Raw genomic sequence first — 19,407 nt, forward strand, 5'->3', positions numbered from 1 at the left:
GTGCGCCGGGCCCGGGACGCTACACCGGGGCCGGTGTCGTCTCGGTCTCCTCCGGCGCGACCGCACGGGCCCGTTCCCGGGCCTCACGGCGGGCCAGGACGAACCAGCCGATGGGGACGCCCGCCGCGAACAGCCACCACTGGACGGCGTACGCGTAGTTCAGCGCGGCGTCCTCGTTGCCGGGCTTGCCGATCAGCTGCGGGGTGCCGTCCTCGGGCTGGGGAGCGGTCTGCACGAGATACCCGCCGAGCACCTCGGCGCCGAGGCGCCGGGCCTCCTGCTCGCTGCTGATCAGCATGATCTGCCGGTCCGGCAGTCCCTGGAGGTCCTTGATGCCGCTCGCCGCGGAGGTCTCGTCGGGCATCAGCCGCCCGGTGACGGTGAGCTCGCCGCTGGGTGGGGCGGGGACCTTCGGGTACGCGGTCTGGCTGGCGGCGGCGGGGATCCAGCCGCGGTTGACGAGCACCACCTTCCCGTCCGTCAGGACGAACGGGGTCAGGACATGGAAGCCGACCGTCTCGTCCGCGTTGACACGCCGCCGGACGACGACCTCACGCTCGGCGTCGAAACGCCCCTCGGCGGTCACCCGGCGATACCGCTGGTCGCTGGTGACGGCGTGCCCCGGGGAGGTCAGCGACTCCACGGGCACCGGCTCGGCGGCGAGCGCGTCGGCGACCAGCTGGTTGCGTGCGGTGCGCTCCTCGTAGCGGCTCATCTGCCAGAAGCCCAGCCTGATCATCGTGGGGATGAGGAGGAGGGCGACCAGCGTGAGGATCACCCACTGCCGGGACAACAGGAAGCGGTACACCCCATGACCGTACCTCCCGGCCATGGGGTGCGAGTGGGCGGGTACCGGGTCAGACCCGGTCGACGATCCCCACCTTCCCCTCCGCCCGTGCGCAGTGGGCCCCGCAGTACCAGTGGCCCTCGACCTCGACGCCCTGCCCGATGATCTGCACCCGGCAGTGCTCGCAGATGGGGGCCATGCGGTGGATCGCACAGGAGAAGCAGTCGAAGACATGCACCGCGCCCTGCGCGTGGACCTCGAAGGTCATGCCGTAGTCATTGCCGCAAACTTCGCATCTCGCCATGCGCCACAGGGTGGGCCGTCGCCGCGGGGCGGGCGAGCGGGCGGCGGGCGAGTCGTGCGGCAATCACCCGGAGGGACGGGGGCCTCACCCGTACGTACGGCTCACTCGTCCGCCGGTTCGACATCCCGCAGGAGCTGCCCGAACGCGGCCTCGTCGACGACGGGCGTGCCGAACTGCCGCGCCTTGACCACCTTCGACGTGCCCGAGCCGGGGTCGTTGGTGACCAGCAGGCTGGTCAGCCGCGACAGGCTGGTCGCGACATGCAGGCCGGCCTCGGTGGCGCGGTCCTCCAGCAGCTCACGCTCGACCGAGGTGTCCCCCGAGAAGGCGACCCGCATGCCCTGCTTGAGCCTTTTGCCGTCTTCGTACCGCCCTGGGTTGGGATAAGGGCATGCGGGTCTTTTGCGGGAAGGCCGCCAACTACTGGGCCGATACCCGCCGTATCCCCCGTACCCACCGGGCTGCCGGCCGATGACCGGTGCCGCGGGCCCGTCCTGCCACTCCGTCAGCGGCCGGCACTCGTGCAGCGGCAGCCGCACCCCGCCCGCCGCGGCCGCCCTGAGGCTCGGCCGGAACGCCTCCGCCAGCACACGCGCGTCGTCGAGCGCGTGGTGCGCCCGCTGCTGGACGACGCCGAAGTGCGCGGCCAGCGTCTCCAGCTTGTGGTTGGGCAGCGGCAGCCCCAGCTCCTTCGAGAGCGCGATGGTGCACAGCCGTTGCCTCACCGGCGCCTCGCACTCCGCGCGCGCGTACTCCCGCGCGATCATCTGCCAGTCGAACACGGCGTTGTGCGCGACCAGCACCCGGCCCTCCAGCCGCGTCGCGAACTCCCCGGCGATGTCCCTGAACAGCGGCGCGCCCTCCAGCACCTCGCTCGTCAGTCCGTGGATCCACACCGGCCCCGGATCCCGCTCCGGATTCACCAGCGAGTACCAGTGGTCCTCGACCTCGCCGCGCGCGTCCAGCCGGTACACGGCCGCCGAGATGATCCGGTCGTGCCGGGCCAGCCCGGTGGTCTCCACGTCGACGACCGCGTACCCCTGCGGATACGCGGCCGGCCACGAGGCGGGCGAGGACGCTGCGGTCGTACGGTCTTCGAGCATGGTCCCTGAGGATACGGGCCACAACCGACACCCCACCGCCCACGCCCCTGCCTCGACGAGAAACAGCTCCGCTGGTTGACGGAGGCTCAGTGGACGGGGGTGTTGACGGCACGCGTATGGTGGAGAGGAAACGCATCAACGCCCGCGCCGCGCTTCGCGCTTGGCGCGCCGAACGGGGGAAGAAAGGTGCGTGCCCGATGACGATCGGGCTCCTCTCCGCCATCTCGGCGCCGCACGCTGCGGCATGAAGCGCGCAGCACCCTTGCCGTTCTGGTACCAGGCAGGGTGGTGGAGTCGCAGCAAGCAGACCGCGCGGCACTGGGCCCGAACGGCTGAGCGGTTACGGCGAAGTCAACTGCCATGCCACGAGGGCGACTCCGCCGACCTCCGGTCTCCCTTGGCGGAGATCGCCAACAAGCAAGCGCATACCGCCGGTAATACTTGTCGGTAACAACGTCTAGTCGCGGCCGACCAGGGGTTCTACGGTGCCCTCATGCCGAACCTGCCCGATGTCGTGCTGTGGTCGATACCCGCCTTCGTGCTGCTCACCGTGGTCGAGATGATCAGTGTCCGGATCCATCCCGACGAGGAGGCGGCCGGGTACGACACCAAGGACGCCGCGACGAGCGTCACCATGGGACTCGGCAGCCTCGCCTTCGACTTCCTGTGGAAGATCCCCGTCGTCGCGATCTACACGGCGATCTACGAACTGACCCCGCTGCGCGTCCCCGTCCTGTGGTGGACGGTCCCGCTGATGCTGCTCGCCCAGGACTTCTTCTACTACTGGTCCCACCGCGGCCATCACGTCATCCGCATCCTGTGGGCCTGTCATGTGGTCCACCACTCCAGCGAGAAGTTCAACCTCACCACCGCGCTGCGCCAGCCCTGGACCTCCCTGACCGTCTGGCCGTTCTACGTCCCGCTCGTCGCCGCCGGTGTCCACCCGGCCGCGCTCGCCTTCTGCTCCTCGGCCAACCTCGTCTACCAGTTCTGGATCCACACCGAGCGGATCGACAAGATGCCCCGATGGTTCGAGTTCGTGTTCAACACGCCCTCCCACCACCGGGTGCACCACGCCTCGCAGGGCGGCTATCTCGACCGTAACTTCGGCGGCATCCTCATCGTCTGGGACCGGGTGTTCCGGTCGTTCGTGCCCGAGGTCGACCGGCCCGTCTACGGGTTGACCAAGAACATCAACACGTTCAACCCGATCAAGGTGGCCACCCATGAGTACATGGCCATCGCCAGGGACCTCAAGAAAGCACGTAGTTGGCGTGAGCGCGCCGGGCGCGTGTTCCGCGGGCCGGGCTGGCAGCCGGCGGCGCCCGCGTCGGACCCGGCCGAGAAGACCGTGGCCGCGTGAGAGCCGACCGGGCCCTGCTGCTCGCCTTCGGCCTCGCGACCGCCGCCGATCTCGGCTCCCTCGCGGTCGGCTTCGAGCCCGGTCACCAGGTGGCCAAGCCCCTCCTGATGCCGCTGCTCGCCGCCTGGGCGGCGCGGCAGGGTGCGCCCAGGCTCCTCGTCGCCGCCCTGCTGTGCGGCTGGGGCGGCGACATCCTGCTCCTGTTCGACGCCGAGCCCGCCTTCCTCGCCGGGATGGCCTGCTTCGCCGCCGGGCACGTCTGCTACCTGGTGCTGTTCACGCGCGGCGGCGGCCCTCTACGCGCGCGTGCCGGTGTTCTCCTCGGCTGCTACGCCGCCGCCCTGGCCCTCACCCTCGCCTTCCTGTGGCCGGACCTCCCGGCGGACCTCCGCATCCCGGTCGCCGGCTACAGCGCCCTCCTCACCGCCATGGCCTGGACGGCCGCCGCACGGCTGGGCCTCATCGCCGGTGCCGGCGGCGCGCTGTTCCTGCTCTCCGACACCCTCATCGCCACCGGCGTCGCCGACTGGCCACAGCCGCCCCGCCCCGACTTCTGGATCATGCTCACCTACGCCGCCGGACAGCTCCTGCTGGCCCGAGGCGCCCTCGGCCAACAGCCCGCGCCCACCGCGACGTCCGGCGAACTGCGCGCGACCAGCCCCTGAGAGCGGCGGCGGGCAGCGCCGGTACCCCTCGCTCCAGCACGTGCTGACCCGCCGCCCGACGCCCGCGCTGCAAGGCGAACATCACGGCGGGCCCACGAAGCACAGCCGCCGGGCTGCACCACCCAGCGGACCACGATCACGCCCAGCACGCCCGGTCCCCGCCCCAGGGCCCCGGCGGCCGCGACCAGTCGGCGGGCCCTCCCTCGAAGGACTCCGGCGGCAGCGCGTACCGCAGCCGCCCGATCCGGCCGTCGGTCTGGGCGAGCCAGGGTTCCGGGCCGTCGTACGCACCCGCGTTCTCCCGCACCGGCGTCAGGCTCCCGTCCGTCAGCCAAGCAGCCGTCCGTGCCAACGCCACCCGCAGGACCCGCCCGTGGCCCTCGTACGACCGCTCGGTCAGCGCCCGTAGCACGGCGGCCGCCAGGAGATGGCCGGTGCCGTGGTCGAGCGCCTGGGCGGGGAGGGCGCCGGGGCGCTCCGGTGACCCCTCGATGGCCGCGATGCCCGTGGCGACCTGCACCAGGCTGTCGAAGCCGCGCCGCCCGCCCCACGGCCCGTGCGCACCCCACGCCGACACCTGCGCCACGACCAGCCCGGGCCTGCGCTCGATCAGCGCCTCGGGGGAGAGGCCCATGCGGTCCAGGGCGCCCGGCCGGTAACCGGTGACGACGACGTCCGCCGAGGCGAGCAGTTCCTCGAAGGCGGCCCGGTCGGTTCTCAGGTCCAGGGTGGCCGACCGCTTCCCAAGGCCCGTGTCGGCGTGCTGGTCGGGCAGTTCGGGCAACTGCGGCGGGTCCACGCGCAGTACGTCCGCGCCCAGCAGGGCCAGCGTGCGGGTGGCGACGGGGCCCGCGATGACGCGGGTCAGATCCAGGACGCGTACCCCCGCGGCCGGCAGCAGGGGCGTGCCGTCGAGGGGCGGGAGCACCCGCGGGGGCGCGGCGGTCACCCGTTCGCGCTCGACGAGCGGCCGCCCGGCGAGCGCCGCCGCCTGTCCGTGCGCGGCCCACTGCTCGGGCGTACGCAGCGCCACGGCCAGACCGCCCGCGGCGTACACCGCCTCCTCGACTTCCAGGGCGGAACGCTCCTTCAGGGCCGCCTCGACCGCGCCGGGATCCTCGGGGACGCCCAGGGCACGCAGCAACCGTGCGCGATGGTGGGGATAGTTGGCGTGGGTGCGCACCCAGCCGTCGGCGGTCCGCCAGAAGCGCGACAGCGGCGCGAAGACCTCCGGTGCCCGCCCGTCGACCAGCAGATGGCGCTCACTCGTGAAGGACGTGGCCACCGCCCCGTCGTCCACCCGCACCCCCGGCACCCGCGCGAGCCCGGCCCGCAGCGCCCCCAGCTCGGCGGCGGCCAGCGCACAGGCGCCGACGCAGGCCCGCGCCAGCTCCCGGACGGGCAGCCGGGCCGGCAGCGCGCCCTCACGGGGCACGGCCGACACGCGCGTGAGGAGGACGGGATCGCCGCCCAGCTCCGACCAAGCGAACTTGATTCCAGTCATGACTTCACTATGCATTATTGATTCAATCAATATATGGCGGGAGAGGTCCGTGTATCGGTCATGACAGGCAGGCCGGCGCAACGCAAAGGGCCGGGCGGTCGACCCGCCCGGCCCCGAAAAGGCAACTACTGCGCCACTACGCCTACTTCACCGCACGCAGCGCGTTGACGATGCCCCAGCCGTAGAAGCCGTTGACCCGCTTGGTGCCCTCGCAGGTCGCGTCCTGCGTGCCGTCGCCGTTCTGGTCGTACGACTCCGGGCAACCCGGGTTGTCCGCCTGCGCCTTGAGCAGCCACTGAAGCTGCGCCGGGCTCGCCCACGGGTGCTTCGACTTCAGCAGCGCGGCGACGCCCGCGGCGTGCGGGGCGGCCATCGACGTGCCCTGCAGGAAGCCGTACTCGCCGTTCGGCATGGTGGACAGCACCCGGCCGTTCTTCGACGGAGTGTCCGGGAGCTGGTAGCGCGAGTCGCCGCCCGGCGCCGCGACGTCCACGACGGGGTAACCGTACGTCGAGTAGAACGACTTCTCGTTCTTGACGCCGGTCGCGCTCACCGTGACCACGCCGGGCAGCTGGGTCGGCAGGTCGAGGCACTCGGACGGGTCGATGGTGCGCTCCACCGGCGTGGTGTCGTTCGGGCTGGTGGTGTCCACGATCGCGTCGGAGCCGAGGTCGTGGTTGGAGTTGCCGGCCGACGCGATGTGCAGGGTGCCCTTCTTCGTCGCGTACAGCTGGGCCCGGTTGACCGCGTCGACGACCGCCTTCTGGTCCGGGTCGTCCTTGCAGTTGTACAGGTACGGGTCGATGTAATAGCTGTTGTTCGTTATCTCCACACCGCGGTCGGCGGCGAACATGAACGCGCAGACCACGGCCTCCGGGTAGAACAGGCTGGTGTCCGGCTCGCTCACCTTGATGGAGGAGACCTTCACACCCGGCGCGACACCGGCCACGCCGACACCGTTGCGGGCCGCGGCGATCGAACCGGCCACATGCGTGCCGTGGTAGTCGTCCGCGGTGTACGGCCGCCAGGCGCCCTCGCTGGTGTCCGCGACACCGCCGACGCAGTTCGCCGACTGGGACGCGGAGAAGTTCGGCGCGAGGTCCGGGTGGGTGTCGTCGACACCCGTGTCGATGACCGCGACGGTGACCTTCGCGCTGCCGGGGTTGATCTGCGCGGCCTTGTCGGCGCCGATCGCCCGCAGGTCCCACTGGTCGGCCTCGAGCGGCTCGCTGCCCTCGGTCGCGGCGGAGACGCTGCGGGTCTTCGCGGCCTGCGCGTCCGACAGCAGCTGGACGGCGCCCACATCGGTCGTCGCCGCCGCCTGAAGCGGCGCCGTACGGGTCGCGCCCGCCGACTGCACGCCCGGCACTGCTCGTATCTGCGCGGCGAACGTCGGGTTCGCCGAGTGCACGACGATCACACCGATCCTGTCGTGCGTGGTCACGACCGTGCCGCCGGCCTTGGCGATGGCCTTCTTCACCGACCCGATCGTGCGGTGGTCCACCTTCGTGTTGACGACGTACGTCAGGGTGCCGGCCTCGGCGGCCTGCGAGGCGGAGGCCGCGTTCGGGGCCGCCGTGGCCGCCGCCGGCAGGAAGCCGAGGGAGGCGGTCAGCGACAGCACGACGGGCACCGCGAGAGCGAGACGGCGTCTGGAAGGCAGATGAGCCATGGGGTCTCCACATCATCCGGAAACGGAACCGGCCCGAGACACAGGTGGTGCTCGGGCAGGTACATGACGAGTAGTGCAGGCTCGAAGCTATCTCCCGAGGTCCGTGGCCAGCAATGACTTCCGAGAACGAGTTTCGAAAGAACCCGAACGAGTTGAACCGGGTCATGCGTGGCGCCGTGACGTTGAACAAGGAGCCCGAGCACGATCGAGCCCCCTGGATTCCAGCCACCCGCAACACGAGGAGACTCCGTGGCCACCGAGACACCGCCCCCCTCGGATACCCAAGCCCAACTCCCCTCCACCGAGGAGTTCCTCGCGGTGCAGGAGAGTGCGGAGTTCGGTGAACTGCGCCGCTCCTACCGCTCCTTCGCCTTTCCGCTGACCGTCGGCTTCATCACCTGGTACCTGCTCTACGTACTGCTGTCCATCTACGCCGGCGGCTTCATGGGCACCAAGCTCTTCGGCAACATCAACGTCGCCCTCGTCCTCGGCGTCGCCCAGTTCGTCACCACGTTCCTCATCGCCTGGTGGTACGCGCGGCACGCCGCCGCCAAGCTCGACCCGCAGGCCGAGGCGATCAAGTCCCGCATGGAGGGCGACGCATGATCCTCGCACAGCAGACCGTCCTGGCCGCCAACGAGGCCAGCGAGCACAGAGGGCTGATCATCAGCCTGTTCGCGGCCTTCGTCATCGCCACCCTCTTCATCACCATCTGGGCCGGCCGCCAGACCAAGGACGCCGCCGACTTCTACGCCGGCGGACGGCAGTTCACCGGCTTCCAGAACGGCCTCGCCATCTCCGGCGACTACATGTCCGCCGCGTCCTTCCTCGGCATCGCGGGCGCCATCGCGCTCTCCGGCTACGACGGCTTCCTGTACTCCATCGGCTTCCTGGTCGCCTGGCTCATCGCCCTGCTCCTGGTCGCCGAACCCCTGCGCAACTCCGGTCGCTACACCATGGGCGACGTCCTCGCCTACCGCATGCGCCAGCGACCGGTCCGCACGGCGGCAGGTACCTCCACCATCGTGGTGTCGATCTTCTACCTGCTGGCCCAGATGGCCGGCGCCGGTGTCCTGGTCTCCCTGCTGCTCGGCATCACCAGCGACGCCGGCAAGATCGGCATCGTCGCCCTGGTCGGCGTCCTGATGATCGTGTACGTCAGCATCGGCGGCATGAAGGGCACCACCTGGGTGCAGATGGTCAAGGCCGTGCTGCTCATGACCGGCGCCCTGCTGCTGACCTTCCTGGTCCTGCTGAAGTTCGACTTCAACATCTCCTCGCTGCTCGGCGCCGCCGCCGACCAGAGCGGCAAGGGCTCGGCCTTCCTGGAGCCCGGCCTGAAGTACGGCGTCGACAACATGACCAAGCTGGACTTCATCTCCCTGAGCATCGCCCTGGTCCTCGGCACCGCGGGTCTGCCGCACATCCTGATCCGCTTCTACACGGTGCCCACCGCCAAGGCCGCCCGTAAGTCGGTCATCTGGGCCATCGGCCTCATCGGCTCCTTCTACCTGATGACCCTGGCGCTCGGCTTCGGCGCCGCCGCACTCATCACTCCCAAGGAGATCACCGACTCCAACCCCGCGGGCAACACGGCCGCCCCGCTGCTCGCCCTGCACCTGGGCGGCGTCGACTCCACCTGGGGCGCCATCCTGCTCGCCACCATCTCGGCGGTCGCCTTCGCCACGATCCTCGCGGTCGTCGCGGGCCTGACGCTGGCCTCGTCCTCCTCCTTCGCCCACGACATCTACGCGAACGTCATCAGGAGGGGCCAGGCCACCGAGAAGGAGGAGGTGCGCGCGGCCCGCTGGTCGACCGTCGGCATCGGCGCGGTCTCCATCGTCCTGGGCGCCCTGGCCCGCGACATCAACGTCGCCGGACTGGTGGCCCTCGCCTTCGCGGTCGCCGCCTCCGCCAACCTCCCGACCATCATCTACAGCCTCTTCTGGAAGCGGTTCACCACCCAGGGCGCCCTGTGGTCGATCTACGGCGGCCTGATCAGCGCGGTCGGCCTGGTGCTGTTCTCGCCGGTGGTGTCGGGCAAGCCGTCGTCGATGTTCCCGGACGTCGACTTCCACTGGTTCCCCATGAGCAACCCCGGCATCATCTCCATCCCCGTCGGCTTCCTGCTGGGCATCGTCGGCACCCTGCTGTCGAAGGAGAAGCCCGACACCGGCAAGTACGCCGAGCTGGAGGTCCGGTCCCTGACCGGCACCGGCGCGCACTGAGTACCGCTGGGCACTACCCGACGCGGCCGGTCGTAGCTCCCTACGACCGGCCGCGTCCGGCGTCGTGGGATCCGGCCGGTGTCGATGTCAGTGCGATCACGTAGTCTCGCTAGTGGTACGGGACGACTGAGGCACCATGTGATCCGCGACGAGGGAGGGGGCCACGTGCTCATCGACACCTACGGCCGGGTGGCCACCGACCTGAGGGTCTCGCTGACCGACCGCTGCAATCTGCGGTGCACCTACTGCATGCCCGAGGAGGGCCTGCAGTGGCTGGCCAAGCCGGATCTGCTCACGGACGACGAGATCGTCCGCCTGATCGACATAGCGGTGCGGACCCTGGGTATCGAGGAGGTGCGCTTCACCGGCGGCGAGCCCCTGCTGCGCCCCGGCCTGGTCGGCATCGTCGAGCGCGTCGCGGCCCTCGCACCCCGCCCCAAGATGTCCCTCACGACCAACGGCATCGGCCTCCGGCGCACCGCCCCGGCCCTCAAGGCGGCGGGCCTGGACCGGGTCAACGTCTCCCTCGACACCCTCCGCCCGGACGTCTTCAAGGCCCTCACCCGCCGCGACCGCCACCAGGACGTCCTGGAGGGCCTGTACGCGGCCCGCGAGGCCGGCCTGACCCCCGTCAAGGTCAACTCGGTCCTGATGCCCGGGCTGAACGGGGACGAGGCCCCCGACCTCCTGGCCTGGGCGGTGGAGCACGACTACGAACTGCGCTTCATCGAGCAGATGCCCCTGGACGCCCAGCACGGCTGGAAGCGCGACGGCATGATCACTGCCGGGGACATCCTGACCTCCCTGCGCACCCGCTTCGAGCTGACCCCGGAGGGCGAGGAGAAGCGCGGCTCGGCCCCGGCGGAGCGCTGGCTGGTCGACGGCGGCCCCCATGTGGTCGGCGTCATCGCCTCGGTCACCCGCCCGTTCTGCTCGGCCTGCGACCGCACCCGCCTCACCGCCGACGGCCAGATCCGCACCTGCCTGTTCGCCCGCGAGGAGACCGACCTGCGCGCCGCGCTGCGCTCGGGCGCGCCGGACGAGGAGATCGCCCGCATCTGGCGTCTGGCGATGTGGGGCAAGAAGGCGGGGGCGGGCCTGGACGACCCGACGTTCGTCCAGCCGGACCGGCCGATGTCGGCCATCGGCGGCTAGGACTCTTCGGGACTCCGCCAGTCCTCGAACTTCACCACGTCCTTCAGGAAGCCGCGCACCCCGAGGAACTGCGACAGATGCTCCCGGTGCTCCTCGCACGCGAGCCACGTCTTGCGTCGCTCCGGCGTGTGGATCTTCGGGTTGTTCCAGGCCAGCACCCACACGGCGGCGGTGCGGCACCCCTTGGCGGAACAGATCGGCGTCTCGTCACTCACAGCTGGGTCCCACGACTTCCGTGCGCAAAAAGGCGACGCCGAGCAGCCACGGGGGGAGCTGCCCGGCGTCGGTCCGTCGCTCCGACGGGGGATGCGGAGCGCGTACGCAGTATGTCACGGCCAACCGCCCGTAGGGACATGAACGACAGGATTGATCTTGAGCTTCTTTTGAGCTTGGCGTACCGCACCCTCACGTCCGCCGCTCGCCCGAATCGCCCACCGCGTCCTCCGGGACGGATTCCGCGTACGGCGACCCCTCCGCCCTCGGCGGCATGATCATCGGCGGTGTCGGCGCCGTCACGAACGTCGACGGCAGCGAGGGCACGTTCTCCCGCCCGGCGTTGGCGATCACCACGGCGATGTACGGCAACACCGCGCCCAACACCAGTGCGACCACGGCGACGTGCCGTTCCACGTTCCACAGCACGGCCGCGAGGACCACCGACAGCGTACGGATCGTCATCGAGATGACGTACCGCCGCTGCCGCCCGCGTACGTCCTCCTGCAGTCCCTGCCGGGCTCCGGTGATCCGGAACACCTCGGCACTGCCCCCGCCAGCCAGCTTCCGCATCACATTCCACCGTCCGCCCGTGCCGCATTTCCCCGGACTTCCCACGTTACGCCGCGCCTGCGCCGCCTTCGAGACCGGGTCGGCCCACCGCGGGTGATCCCGCTGCGCCGTACCGCGTACGGCCGTGCCCGGCATGCGGCGTAGCGCACCCGGCACCACACTGAGGGCAATGCTCAGGTAGATCCGTACGAGGAGGCGGCCATGGGCTGGTTGTGGGCGATCATCGTGGGATTCGTGCTGGGCCTCCTCGCCAAGGCGATCATCCCCGGCAAGCAGCACACCCCCCTGTGGCTGACCACGATCTTCGGCATGCTGGGCGCGATCGCCGGCAACGCGATCGCCCGCGCCGCCGGCGTCGACGAAACCCCGGGCATCGACTGGAGCCGCCACGCCTTCCAGCTCATCGCGGCCGTGATCATCGTGGGCGTGGGCGACATGCTGTACATGGCGACGCTGGGCAAGAGGAAGCAACGGGCGTGAGCCCGTTGCTTCCAGGGGGCGCTTACGCCCCCGTCACCTCAACGGCGGCGAGGTTCTTCTTCCCCCGCCGCAGCACCAGCCACCGCCCCTGCAGCAGATCCTCCCGGGACGGCACCGCGTCCTCCGCGACAACCTTCACGTTGTTCACGTACGCCCCGCCCTCCTTCACCGTCCGCCGCGCAGCCGACTTGCTCGCGACAAGACCGACCTCCGCGAACAGATCCACGACCGGCGCCAGCTCCGCGACCTGGACGTGCGGCACCTCGGACAGCGCCGCGGCCAGCGTCTTCTCGTCCAGCTCGGCCAGCTCGCCCTGCCCGAAGAGCGCCTTGGACGCGGCGATCACAGCGGCGGTCTGCTCGGCCCCGTGGACGAGCGTCGTCAGCTCCTCGGCCAGCGCCCGCTGCGCGGCCCGCGCCTGCGGCCGCTCCTCCGTCTGCTTCTCCAGCTCCTCCAGCTCCTCGCGGGACCTGAAGGACAGGATCCGCATGTACGTCGAGATGTCCCGGTCGTCCACGTTCAGCCAGAACTGGTAGAACGCGTACGGCGTCGTCATCTCCGGGTCGAGCCAGACGGCGCCGCCCTCGGTCTTGCCGAACTTGGTGCCGTCCGCCTTGGTCATCAGCGGCGTGGCCAGCGCGTGCACGCTCGCGTGCGGCTCCAGCTTGTGGATCAGGTCGAGACCGGCCGTGAGATTGCCCCACTGGTCGCTGCCGCCCTGCTGGAGCATGCAGCCGTACCGCCGGTACAGCTGCAGGAAGTCCATGCCCTGCAGGATCTGGTAGCTGAACTCGGTGTAGCTGATGCCCTGGTCGGACTCCAGACGGCGGGCCACCGAGTCTTTCGTCAGCATCTTGTTGACGCGGAAGTGCTTGCCGATGTCCCGCAGGAACTCGATCGCGGACAGCCCGGCGGTCCAGTCGAGGTTGTTGACCATCACGGCCGCGTTCTCGCCCTCGAAGGACAGGAACGGCTCGATCTGGGCGCGCAGCTTGCCGACCCAGCCGGCGACCGTCTCCGGGTCGTTCAGCGTGCGCTCCGCCGTCGGGCGGGGGTCGCCGATCAGGCCGGTCGCGCCGCCGACCAGCGCCAGCGGCCGGTGGCCGGCCTGCTGGAGCCGGCGCACGGTGAGCACCTGGACCAGATGCCCGACGTGCAGGGACGGCGCGGTCGGGTCGAAACCGCAATAGAACGTGACGGGACCGTCCGCGAGCGCCTTGCGCAAAGCGTCCTCGTCGGTGGACAGGGCGAACAGGCCCCGCCACTTCAGCTCGTCGACGATGTCCGTCACGGTTCTCATGTCTCCTTGAGTGGGCTCGTGGTCATGGATCAGACTGGAGCGGTCTCGCAATCAGGTACGAGGTTATACGCCCTGACTGACAGAGCTCATATTGAAGTCCGGCACCCGCAGCGCGGGCATCGCGGCCCTGGTGAACCAGTCGCTCCACTCCCGCGGCAGCGTCTTCTCCGTACGCCCCGCCTCGGTGGCCCGCCCCAGCAGATCCACCGGCGACTCGTTGAACCGGAAGTTGTTCACCTCGCCCGTGACCTCGCCGTTCTCCACCAGGTACACCCCGTCCCGGGTCAGCCCGGTCAGCAGCAGCGTGGCCGGGTCGACCTCGCGGATGTACCACAGGCAGGTCAGCAGCAGCCCGCGCTCAGTGCTCGCGACCATCTCCTCCAGGGAGCGGTCGTCGCCGCCGTCCAGGACGAGGTTGCCGAGCGACGGCGCCAGCGGCAGTCCGGTCAGCCCGGCGCTGAACCGGCTGGTGATCAGGTTCTTCACCGCACCGTCGCCGATCCACTCCGTGGTCCCCACGGGCAGCCCGTTGTCGAACACCGACTGGTCGCCCCCGGAGGAGTGCGCGATCACGAACGGCGCCGACTCCAGCCCCGGCTCGTTCGGGTCGCTGCGCAGGCTCAGCGGCAGGTCGGTCAGCTTCTCGCCCAGGCGCGTACCGCCGCCCGGCTTGGAGAACACCGTGCGCCCCTCGGCCGCGTCCCGGCCCGACGCCGACCACATCTGGTAGATCAGCAGGTCCGCCACGGCCGTCGGCGGCAACAGCGTCTCGTACCGGCCGGCGGGCAGCTCGACCCGCCGCTTCGCCCAGCCCAGCCGCACGGCCAGCTCGGCGTCCAGCGCCGCCGGGTCGACGTCCTTGAAGTCACGCGTCGAGCGCCCCGCCCACGCCGACCGGGTGCGGTCCGGCGACTTGGCGTTGATCTCCAGCGTGCCGTTCGGCTGGTCGTGCCGCAGCCGCAGCCCCGACGACGTACCCAGGTACGTCGAGACCAACTCGTGGTTGGCGAAGCCGTACAGCTCCCGACCGCCGGCACGCGCGCGTGCGAACGCCTCACCCAGGGCGGGCGCGAAGTCGGCGAACACGGCCGAGGAGGTCTCCACGGGCGGCTCGGCGAAGTCGGGGGACTGCGCCACGCCGGTCACCAGCGGCTGCGCGTCCTCGGCGGGCTGCGCACCGCGCGCGGCGGCCTCGGCGGCCCGCACCAGCGGCTCCAGCTCGTCGGCGGTCACGGCGGCCCGCGAGACCACCCCGGAGGCGGTGCCCTCCTTGCCGTCGACCGTCGCGACGACGGTGAGCGTACGCCCGCGCGTGACGCCGTTGGTGGTGAGCGCGTTGCCCGCCCAGCGCAGGTTGGCGGTCGACTGCTCGTCCGCGATGACGACACAGCCGTCGGCCCGGGACAGCTCCAGGGCCCGCTCGACGATCTCGTGCGGCTTGCTGATGCTGCTGGCGCTCATCGCCCGGCCTCCTGCGTGGTGTTGAGGATGTTCACGCCCTTGAAGAGGGCCGACGGGCAGCCGTGCGACACGGCCGCGACCTGACCGGGCTGGGCCTTGCCGCAGTTGAAGGCGCCCCCGAGGACGTATGTCTGCGGGCCGCCCACGGCCGCCATGGAGCCCCAGAAGTCGGTCGTCGTCGCCTGGTAGGCCACGTCCCGCAGCTGCCCGGTGATCCGCCCGTTCTCGATCCTGAAGAAGCGCTGCCCGGTGAACTGGAAGTTGTAGCGCTGCATGTCGATCGACCACGACCGGTCGCCGACGACGTAGATCCCGCGGTCCACGCCCCCGATCAGATCCTCGGTCGACATCCCGGCAGGATCCGGCCGGAGCGAGACGTTCGCCATGCGCTGCACGGGCACATGGGCGGGGGAGTCGGCGTAGGCGCACCCGTTGGAGCGGCCGAGCCCGGTCAGCTTCGCGATCCGCCGGTCCAGCTGGTAGCCCACCAGCGTGCCGTCCTTCACCAGGTCCCAGGACTGGGCCTCGACGCCCTCGTCGTCGTAGCCGATGGTCGCCAGGCCGTGCTCGGCGGTGCGGTCACCGGTGACGTTCATCAGCTCCGAGCCGTACTTCAGCAGGCCGAGCTGGTCGAAGGTGGCGAAGGAGGTGCCGGCGTAGGCGGCCTCGTAGCCGAGCGCCCGGTCCAGCTCGGTGGCGTGACCGATGGACTCGTGGATCGTCAGCCACAGGTTGGACGGGTCGACCACCAGGTCGTACAGCCCCGGCTCCACGCTCGGCGCGCGCATCTTCTCGGCGAGCAGCTCCGGGATCCGCTCCAGCTCCCCGTCCCAGTCCCAGCCGCTCCCGGTCAGGTACTCCCAGCCGCGCCCGACCGGCGGCGCGATGGTCCGCATCGAGTCGAACTCGCCGCTCGACGCGTCCACCGACACCGCCGTCAGCTGCGGATGCAGCCGCACCCGCTGCTGTGTCGTCACCGTCCCCGCCGTATCGGCGTAGAACTTGTTCTCGTGAACGGTCAGCAGCGAGGCATCGACATGATCGACCCCGGCCGCCGCCAGCAGCCCGTTGCTCCACTCCGCCAGCAGCGCCGTCTTCTCCTCGTCCGGCACGGTGAACGGATCGATCTCGTACGACGACACCCACGTCTTCTCGGAGTGCACCGGCTCCTCGGCCAGCTCCACCCGCTCATCGGACCCCGCAGCCCTGATGACCTGCGCGGACAGCTTCGCCATCGCCACCGCCTGCGAGGCGACCTTCGCGGCGGCGTCCATCGTCAGATCCACCCCCGAGGCGAACCCCCAGGTCCCGCCGTGGACGACCCGCACTGCGTACCCGAGGTCGGTCGTGTCCGACGAGCCGGCGGGCTTGGCGTCCCGCAGCCGCCAGGACGCACTGCGCACCCGCTCGAACCGGAAGTCCGCGTGCTCCGCCCCGAGCGCACGCGCGCGTGCGAGCGCGGCGTCGGCGAGGGCGCGTAGGGGGAGCGCCAGGAATGACTGATCGACTTCGTGGGGCACCGGTGGGATCCCTTCGGGGCGCTTGCCTGTGGTGACCTTCGGAGGCAGTGAATCACGTCTCACCCCGCGGACTCCCGGGAAAATCACGGGGTGTCCGAGGAGAGCGGACGGCCGGGCTGCGGTCCTCACCGCCGTACCCCGCGAAGAACGGGTGCCGACCAAGAATCCGCCCCCGCGAGCCCACTGCCGGGACACCGCGGGGCTCATCCCTCTCAAGGAGGGCGGCCCCTGGACCAGCTGGGACCTCACACCGACCCAGGCCGGTGGGCTTCGCACGCCTTCGTCTCCGCCGCCGACCGCGCCCTGCCGCCGTGGGACTCTCACAACCCTGGCGGGATCTGGCGTCCGGCATCGCGGCCCTCGCCGAGTCCGTCGAGGTCGCGCGGACGACCGGCGCCAAGTGAGACGTCATCCGCTCCGGTGCCCCCGAGAGATTCCCCGGCACCCTCAACTCCCGCGACACTACGGTGAGTCCATGTCCAGCAAGCGCCGTACGACCGGCAAGAGCCAGAAGTCCCGCAAGACCGGGCGGATCCCCGCCGATCGCGCGCTACCCGGAGGACCGTGAGGACCTGCTCCGCGAGGCCGCCGACGCGTGGAGCGCGGCGGGGGAGTACGACCGGGCGCTCGCCCTGTACGAGCGGCTCCTCGACCCGGACGACGGTGGTTGCGCGCAGCCGGACCTGGTGGACGCCTTCCGGATCAACGCGCTGTGGGACGCCGGAGGGGAGGAGGAGGCCCGCGCGGCTGCCCTCGCGTTCCGTGGGCCGCATCCCCGGGACGCGAGCGCGTGGAACTTCGTCGGCGAGGCATTCGAGTCGCACGACGAGGAGGCCGCGGCAGAGTGGTACACGGCCGACATCACGCACGTCCTGGGGGCCGGGATCCAGGTCACGGCCGACGCGGTCGAGGCGTCGCCGGACCACTTCGACCCGGAGATGCTCGTCATCGCCCGCCACCGGGCCCGCCGCCTGACCGGTGCCGTGCACGACGACTGGGACGACGTGGCCGACGAACTCCACGCGCGGCGCCGGTCGGGCCTGCCCGGAGAGGGACGACCGCTCGACGAGGCACACGACCCGATCCGCCTGAGGCGGATGCGCGACGGGGGGTCCGAACTCGCGAAAGCGGTGAGTCCCCCGATATGCCCGCTGCCGGTCCCGCTGTGCGGCCGAACTGGCCCGCAGGGGCGAGGCGACCGACTGGCCGCCACCCCGCAATGGAACGTGCTGGTGCGGCTCGCAGCGGAAGTACAAGAAGTGCTGCGGGAGTCCCACGTTCGTGTGAACGCCGGGGTGGAGTGAGGGAGCTCGCCAGCCTCCTCGCGGAGCGCGAGGAGAGATACCGGTGATCTACATGCCCTCGCGGCCAACGTGCCCGCCCACGCACCCCGGAATGACGGACTGAGCCTGCCGGGCACGTGCCCGCGAAGGGTGCCGCCTGTGGAAACCCTACAGACAGCACCCCTTCGCCCTGTCACCCCCGGCTTCGGCGACCGATACCGCGGACCGATAGGTTTCGAGAGAAGCCGCCTGCCATCCAGGTGTTCGGGCGGGTGTGTCAGACCCCTATCGAAAGGGTGATCCGTTGAGCCGCTCGGTTCTCGTCACCGGAGGCAACCGGGGCATCGGCCTCGCCATCGCCCGCGCATTCGCCGACGCCGGCGACAAGGTCGCGATCACGTACCGCTCGGGTGAGCCGCCGGCCGGCTTCCTCGCGGTCAAGTGCGACATCACCGACCCCGAGCAGGTGGAGCAGGCATACAAAGAGATCGAGGCCGAGCACGGCCCGGTCGAGGTCCTGATCGCCAACGCCGGCGTCACCAAGGACCAGTTGCTGATGCGCATGTCCGAGGAGGACTTCACCTCGGTCCTCGACACCAACCTCACCGGCACCTTCCGGGTCGTCAAGCGCGCCAACCGCGGCATGCTGCGCGCCAAGAAGGGCCGCGTCGTGCTCATCTCGTCGGTCGTCGGCCTGTACGGCTCCCCGGGGCAGGCCAACTACGCCGCATCCAAGGCCGGCCTGGTCGGCTTCGCGCGCTCCCTCGCCCGTGAGCTGGGCTCGCGCAACATCACCTTCAACGTCGTCGCACCCGGCTTCGTCGACACCGACATGACCAAGGCGCTCACGGACGAGCAGCGCGCGAACATCCTCGCGGGTGTGCCACTCGGCCGGTACGCGCAGCCGGAGGAGATCGCCGCGACGGTGCGGTTCCTCGCCTCGGACGACGCCTCGTACATCACTGGAGCCGTCATCCCCGTTGACGGCGGACTGGGAATGGGTCACTGATCACCATGAGCGGAATTCTCGAGGGCAAGCGCGTCCTGATCACCGGTGTGCTGATGGAGTCCTCCATCGCCTTCCACGCCGCCAAGCTGGCCCAGGAGCAGGGCGCCGAGATCATCCTGACCGCGTTCCCGCGGCCCACGCTGACCGAGCGCATCGCCAAGAAGCTGCCGAAGCCCACCAAGGTCATCGAGCTCGACGTCACCAACGACGAGCACCTGGGCCGGCTGGCCGACCTGGTCGGCGAGGAACTCGGCGGTCTCGACGGCGTCGTCCACTCCATCGGCTTCGCGCCGCAGGACGCCCTCGGCGGCAACTTCCTCAACACGCCGTTCGAGTCGGTCGCCACGGCCATGCACGTCTCGGCGTACTCCCTGAAGTCGCTCACGATGGCCTGCCTGCCCCTGATGCAGAACGGCGGCTCGGTCGTCGGCCTCACCTTCGACGCCCAGTACGCCTGGCCGCAGTACGACTGGATGGGCCCTGCCAAGGCCGCCCTGGAGGCCACCAGCCGTTACATGGCACGTGACCTGGGCAAGCAGAACATCCGCTGCAACCTGATCTCCGCGGGCCCGATCGGCTCCATGGCCGCGAAGTCCATCCCGGGCTTCGGTGAGCTGGCGTCGGTGTGGGACACCCGCTCCCCGCTGGAGTGGGACCTGAAGGACCCGGAGCCCGCCGGCCGCGGCATCGTCGCCCTGCTGAGCGACTGGTTCCCGAAGACCACGGGCGAGATCATCCACGTCGACGGCGGGCTGCACGCCATCGGCGCCTGATTTCCCCACCTACG

19 protein-coding genes are annotated in these 19,407 nt (G+C 70.5%); 9 read left to right on the forward strand and 10 right to left on the reverse strand.

The genetic code is table 11. The features are described from left to right. Positions 1-19: 19 nt before the first annotated feature. The 3 genes from ACH5AC_RS21250 to ACH5AC_RS21260 form a co-directional block, all read right to left on the reverse strand. Complete coding sequence (locus ACH5AC_RS21250; protein ID WP_398863514.1) at positions 20-808, reverse strand: SURF1 family protein; 789 nt, start codon at positions 806-808, stop codon at positions 20-22. 49 nt (positions 809-857) lie between these two features. Next, positions 858-1,091, reverse strand: a complete 234-nt coding sequence (locus ACH5AC_RS21255; protein ID WP_398863515.1) for a hypothetical protein — start codon at positions 1,089-1,091, stop codon at positions 858-860. A gap of 101 nt (positions 1,092-1,192) precedes the next feature. After that, positions 1,193-2,194: a DEDDh family exonuclease gene (locus ACH5AC_RS21260; RefSeq protein ID WP_398863516.1), complete on the reverse strand. Its 1,002-nt coding sequence runs from the start codon at positions 2,192-2,194 to the stop codon at positions 1,193-1,195. A 493-nt stretch (positions 2,195-2,687) separates the two neighbouring features. Between ACH5AC_RS21260 and ACH5AC_RS21265 the strand changes: the two genes are divergently transcribed. Together ACH5AC_RS21265 and ACH5AC_RS21270 are read left to right on the forward strand one after the other, a co-directional pair. Beyond that, positions 2,688-3,557: a sterol desaturase family protein gene (locus ACH5AC_RS21265; protein WP_398863517.1), complete on the forward strand. Its 870-nt coding sequence runs from the start codon at positions 2,688-2,690 to the stop codon at positions 3,555-3,557. Beyond that, a complete protein-coding gene (locus ACH5AC_RS21270; RefSeq protein ID WP_398863518.1) occupies positions 3,554-4,222 on the forward strand; it encodes a lysoplasmalogenase in 669 nt (222 codons plus the stop codon). The genes ACH5AC_RS21265 and ACH5AC_RS21270 overlap by 4 nt, the downstream gene beginning before the upstream one ends. A 136-nt stretch (positions 4,223-4,358) precedes the next feature. On the opposite strand, the gene ACH5AC_RS21275 is transcribed toward ACH5AC_RS21270, so the two are convergent. Continuing rightward, positions 4,359-5,726 carry a CoA transferase gene (locus tag ACH5AC_RS21275; RefSeq protein ID WP_398863519.1) on the reverse strand — a complete coding sequence of 456 codons (1,368 nt, stop codon included), beginning with the start codon at positions 5,724-5,726 and terminating at the stop codon, positions 4,359-4,361. Between the two features lie 142 nt (positions 5,727-5,868). Next, positions 5,869-7,398 carry a S8 family peptidase gene (locus ACH5AC_RS21280; protein ID WP_398863520.1) on the reverse strand — a complete coding sequence of 510 codons (1,530 nt, stop codon included), beginning with the start codon at positions 7,396-7,398 and terminating at the stop codon, positions 5,869-5,871. A gap of 249 nt (positions 7,399-7,647) precedes the next feature. Between ACH5AC_RS21280 and ACH5AC_RS21285 the strand changes: the two genes are divergently transcribed. From ACH5AC_RS21285 to moaA, 3 genes are all read left to right on the forward strand, one after another. Further along, on the forward strand, positions 7,648-8,004 hold the full coding sequence (locus ACH5AC_RS21285) for a DUF485 domain-containing protein (protein ID WP_398863521.1): 357 nt from the start codon (positions 7,648-7,650) through the stop codon (positions 8,002-8,004). After that, positions 8,001-9,626, forward strand: coding sequence for a cation acetate symporter (locus ACH5AC_RS21290; RefSeq protein WP_398863522.1), 1,626 nt, complete (start codon positions 8,001-8,003; stop codon positions 9,624-9,626). The genes ACH5AC_RS21285 and ACH5AC_RS21290 overlap by 4 nt, the downstream gene beginning before the upstream one ends. 165 nt (positions 9,627-9,791) lie before the next feature. Beyond that, complete coding sequence (gene moaA, locus ACH5AC_RS21295; RefSeq protein ID WP_398863523.1) at positions 9,792-10,781, forward strand: GTP 3',8-cyclase MoaA; 990 nt, start codon at positions 9,792-9,794, stop codon at positions 10,779-10,781. Here moaA and ACH5AC_RS21300 read toward each other — a convergent pair. Both ACH5AC_RS21300 and ACH5AC_RS21305 read right to left on the reverse strand, forming a co-directional pair. Continuing rightward, positions 10,778-10,996, reverse strand: coding sequence for a hypothetical protein (locus ACH5AC_RS21300; RefSeq protein ID WP_398863524.1), 219 nt, complete (start codon positions 10,994-10,996; stop codon positions 10,778-10,780). The two genes, moaA and ACH5AC_RS21300, sit on opposite strands and share 4 nt — an antisense overlap. A 190-nt stretch (positions 10,997-11,186) precedes the next feature. Beyond that, positions 11,187-11,567, reverse strand: a complete 381-nt coding sequence (locus ACH5AC_RS21305) for a DUF3099 domain-containing protein (RefSeq protein WP_398863525.1) — start codon at positions 11,565-11,567, stop codon at positions 11,187-11,189. A 201-nt stretch (positions 11,568-11,768) separates the two neighbouring features. Here ACH5AC_RS21305 and ACH5AC_RS21310 point away from each other — a divergent pair, with 201 nt between their 5' ends. Further along, positions 11,769-12,047, forward strand: a complete 279-nt coding sequence (locus tag ACH5AC_RS21310) for a GlsB/YeaQ/YmgE family stress response membrane protein (RefSeq protein ID WP_398863526.1) — start codon at positions 11,769-11,771, stop codon at positions 12,045-12,047. A gap of 22 nt (positions 12,048-12,069) precedes the next feature. Here the strand turns inward: ACH5AC_RS21310 and tyrS are convergent, their stop codons facing one another. The 3 genes from tyrS to ACH5AC_RS21325 form a co-directional block, all read right to left on the reverse strand. Then, positions 12,070-13,338, reverse strand: a complete 1,269-nt coding sequence (tyrS, locus tag ACH5AC_RS21315; protein ID WP_398863569.1) for a tyrosine--tRNA ligase — start codon at positions 13,336-13,338, stop codon at positions 12,070-12,072. A gap of 72 nt (positions 13,339-13,410) precedes the next feature. Then, a complete protein-coding gene (locus tag ACH5AC_RS21320) occupies positions 13,411-14,808 on the reverse strand; it encodes a metallopeptidase TldD-related protein (RefSeq protein ID WP_398863528.1) in 1,398 nt (465 codons plus the stop codon). Continuing rightward, positions 14,805-16,328, reverse strand: coding sequence for a TldD/PmbA family protein (locus ACH5AC_RS21325; protein WP_398863529.1), 1,524 nt, complete (start codon positions 16,326-16,328; stop codon positions 14,805-14,807). The genes ACH5AC_RS21320 and ACH5AC_RS21325 overlap by 4 nt, the downstream gene beginning before the upstream one ends. Positions 16,329-17,504: 1,176 nt before the next feature. Here ACH5AC_RS21325 and ACH5AC_RS21330 point away from each other — a divergent pair. The 3 genes from ACH5AC_RS21330 to fabI all read left to right on the forward strand — a co-directional run bounded on the left by ACH5AC_RS21330 (position 17,505) and on the right by fabI (position 19,393). Further along, positions 17,505-17,615: an SEC-C metal-binding domain-containing protein gene (locus ACH5AC_RS21330; protein ID WP_398863570.1), complete on the forward strand. Its 111-nt coding sequence runs from the start codon at positions 17,505-17,507 to the stop codon at positions 17,613-17,615. 300 nt (positions 17,616-17,915) lie between these two features. Further along, a complete protein-coding gene (gene fabG / locus ACH5AC_RS21335; protein ID WP_398863530.1) occupies positions 17,916-18,620 on the forward strand; it encodes a 3-oxoacyl-[acyl-carrier-protein] reductase in 705 nt (234 codons plus the stop codon). A 5-nt stretch (positions 18,621-18,625) separates the two neighbouring features. Further along, positions 18,626-19,393, forward strand: a complete 768-nt coding sequence (gene fabI / locus ACH5AC_RS21340) for an enoyl-ACP reductase FabI (RefSeq protein WP_398863531.1) — start codon at positions 18,626-18,628, stop codon at positions 19,391-19,393. Positions 19,394-19,407: the final 14 nt, after the last annotated feature.

Source organism: Streptomyces sp. NPDC018693, assembly GCF_044391385.1.
Lineage (GTDB): Bacteria > Actinomycetota > Actinomycetes > Streptomycetales > Streptomycetaceae > Streptomyces.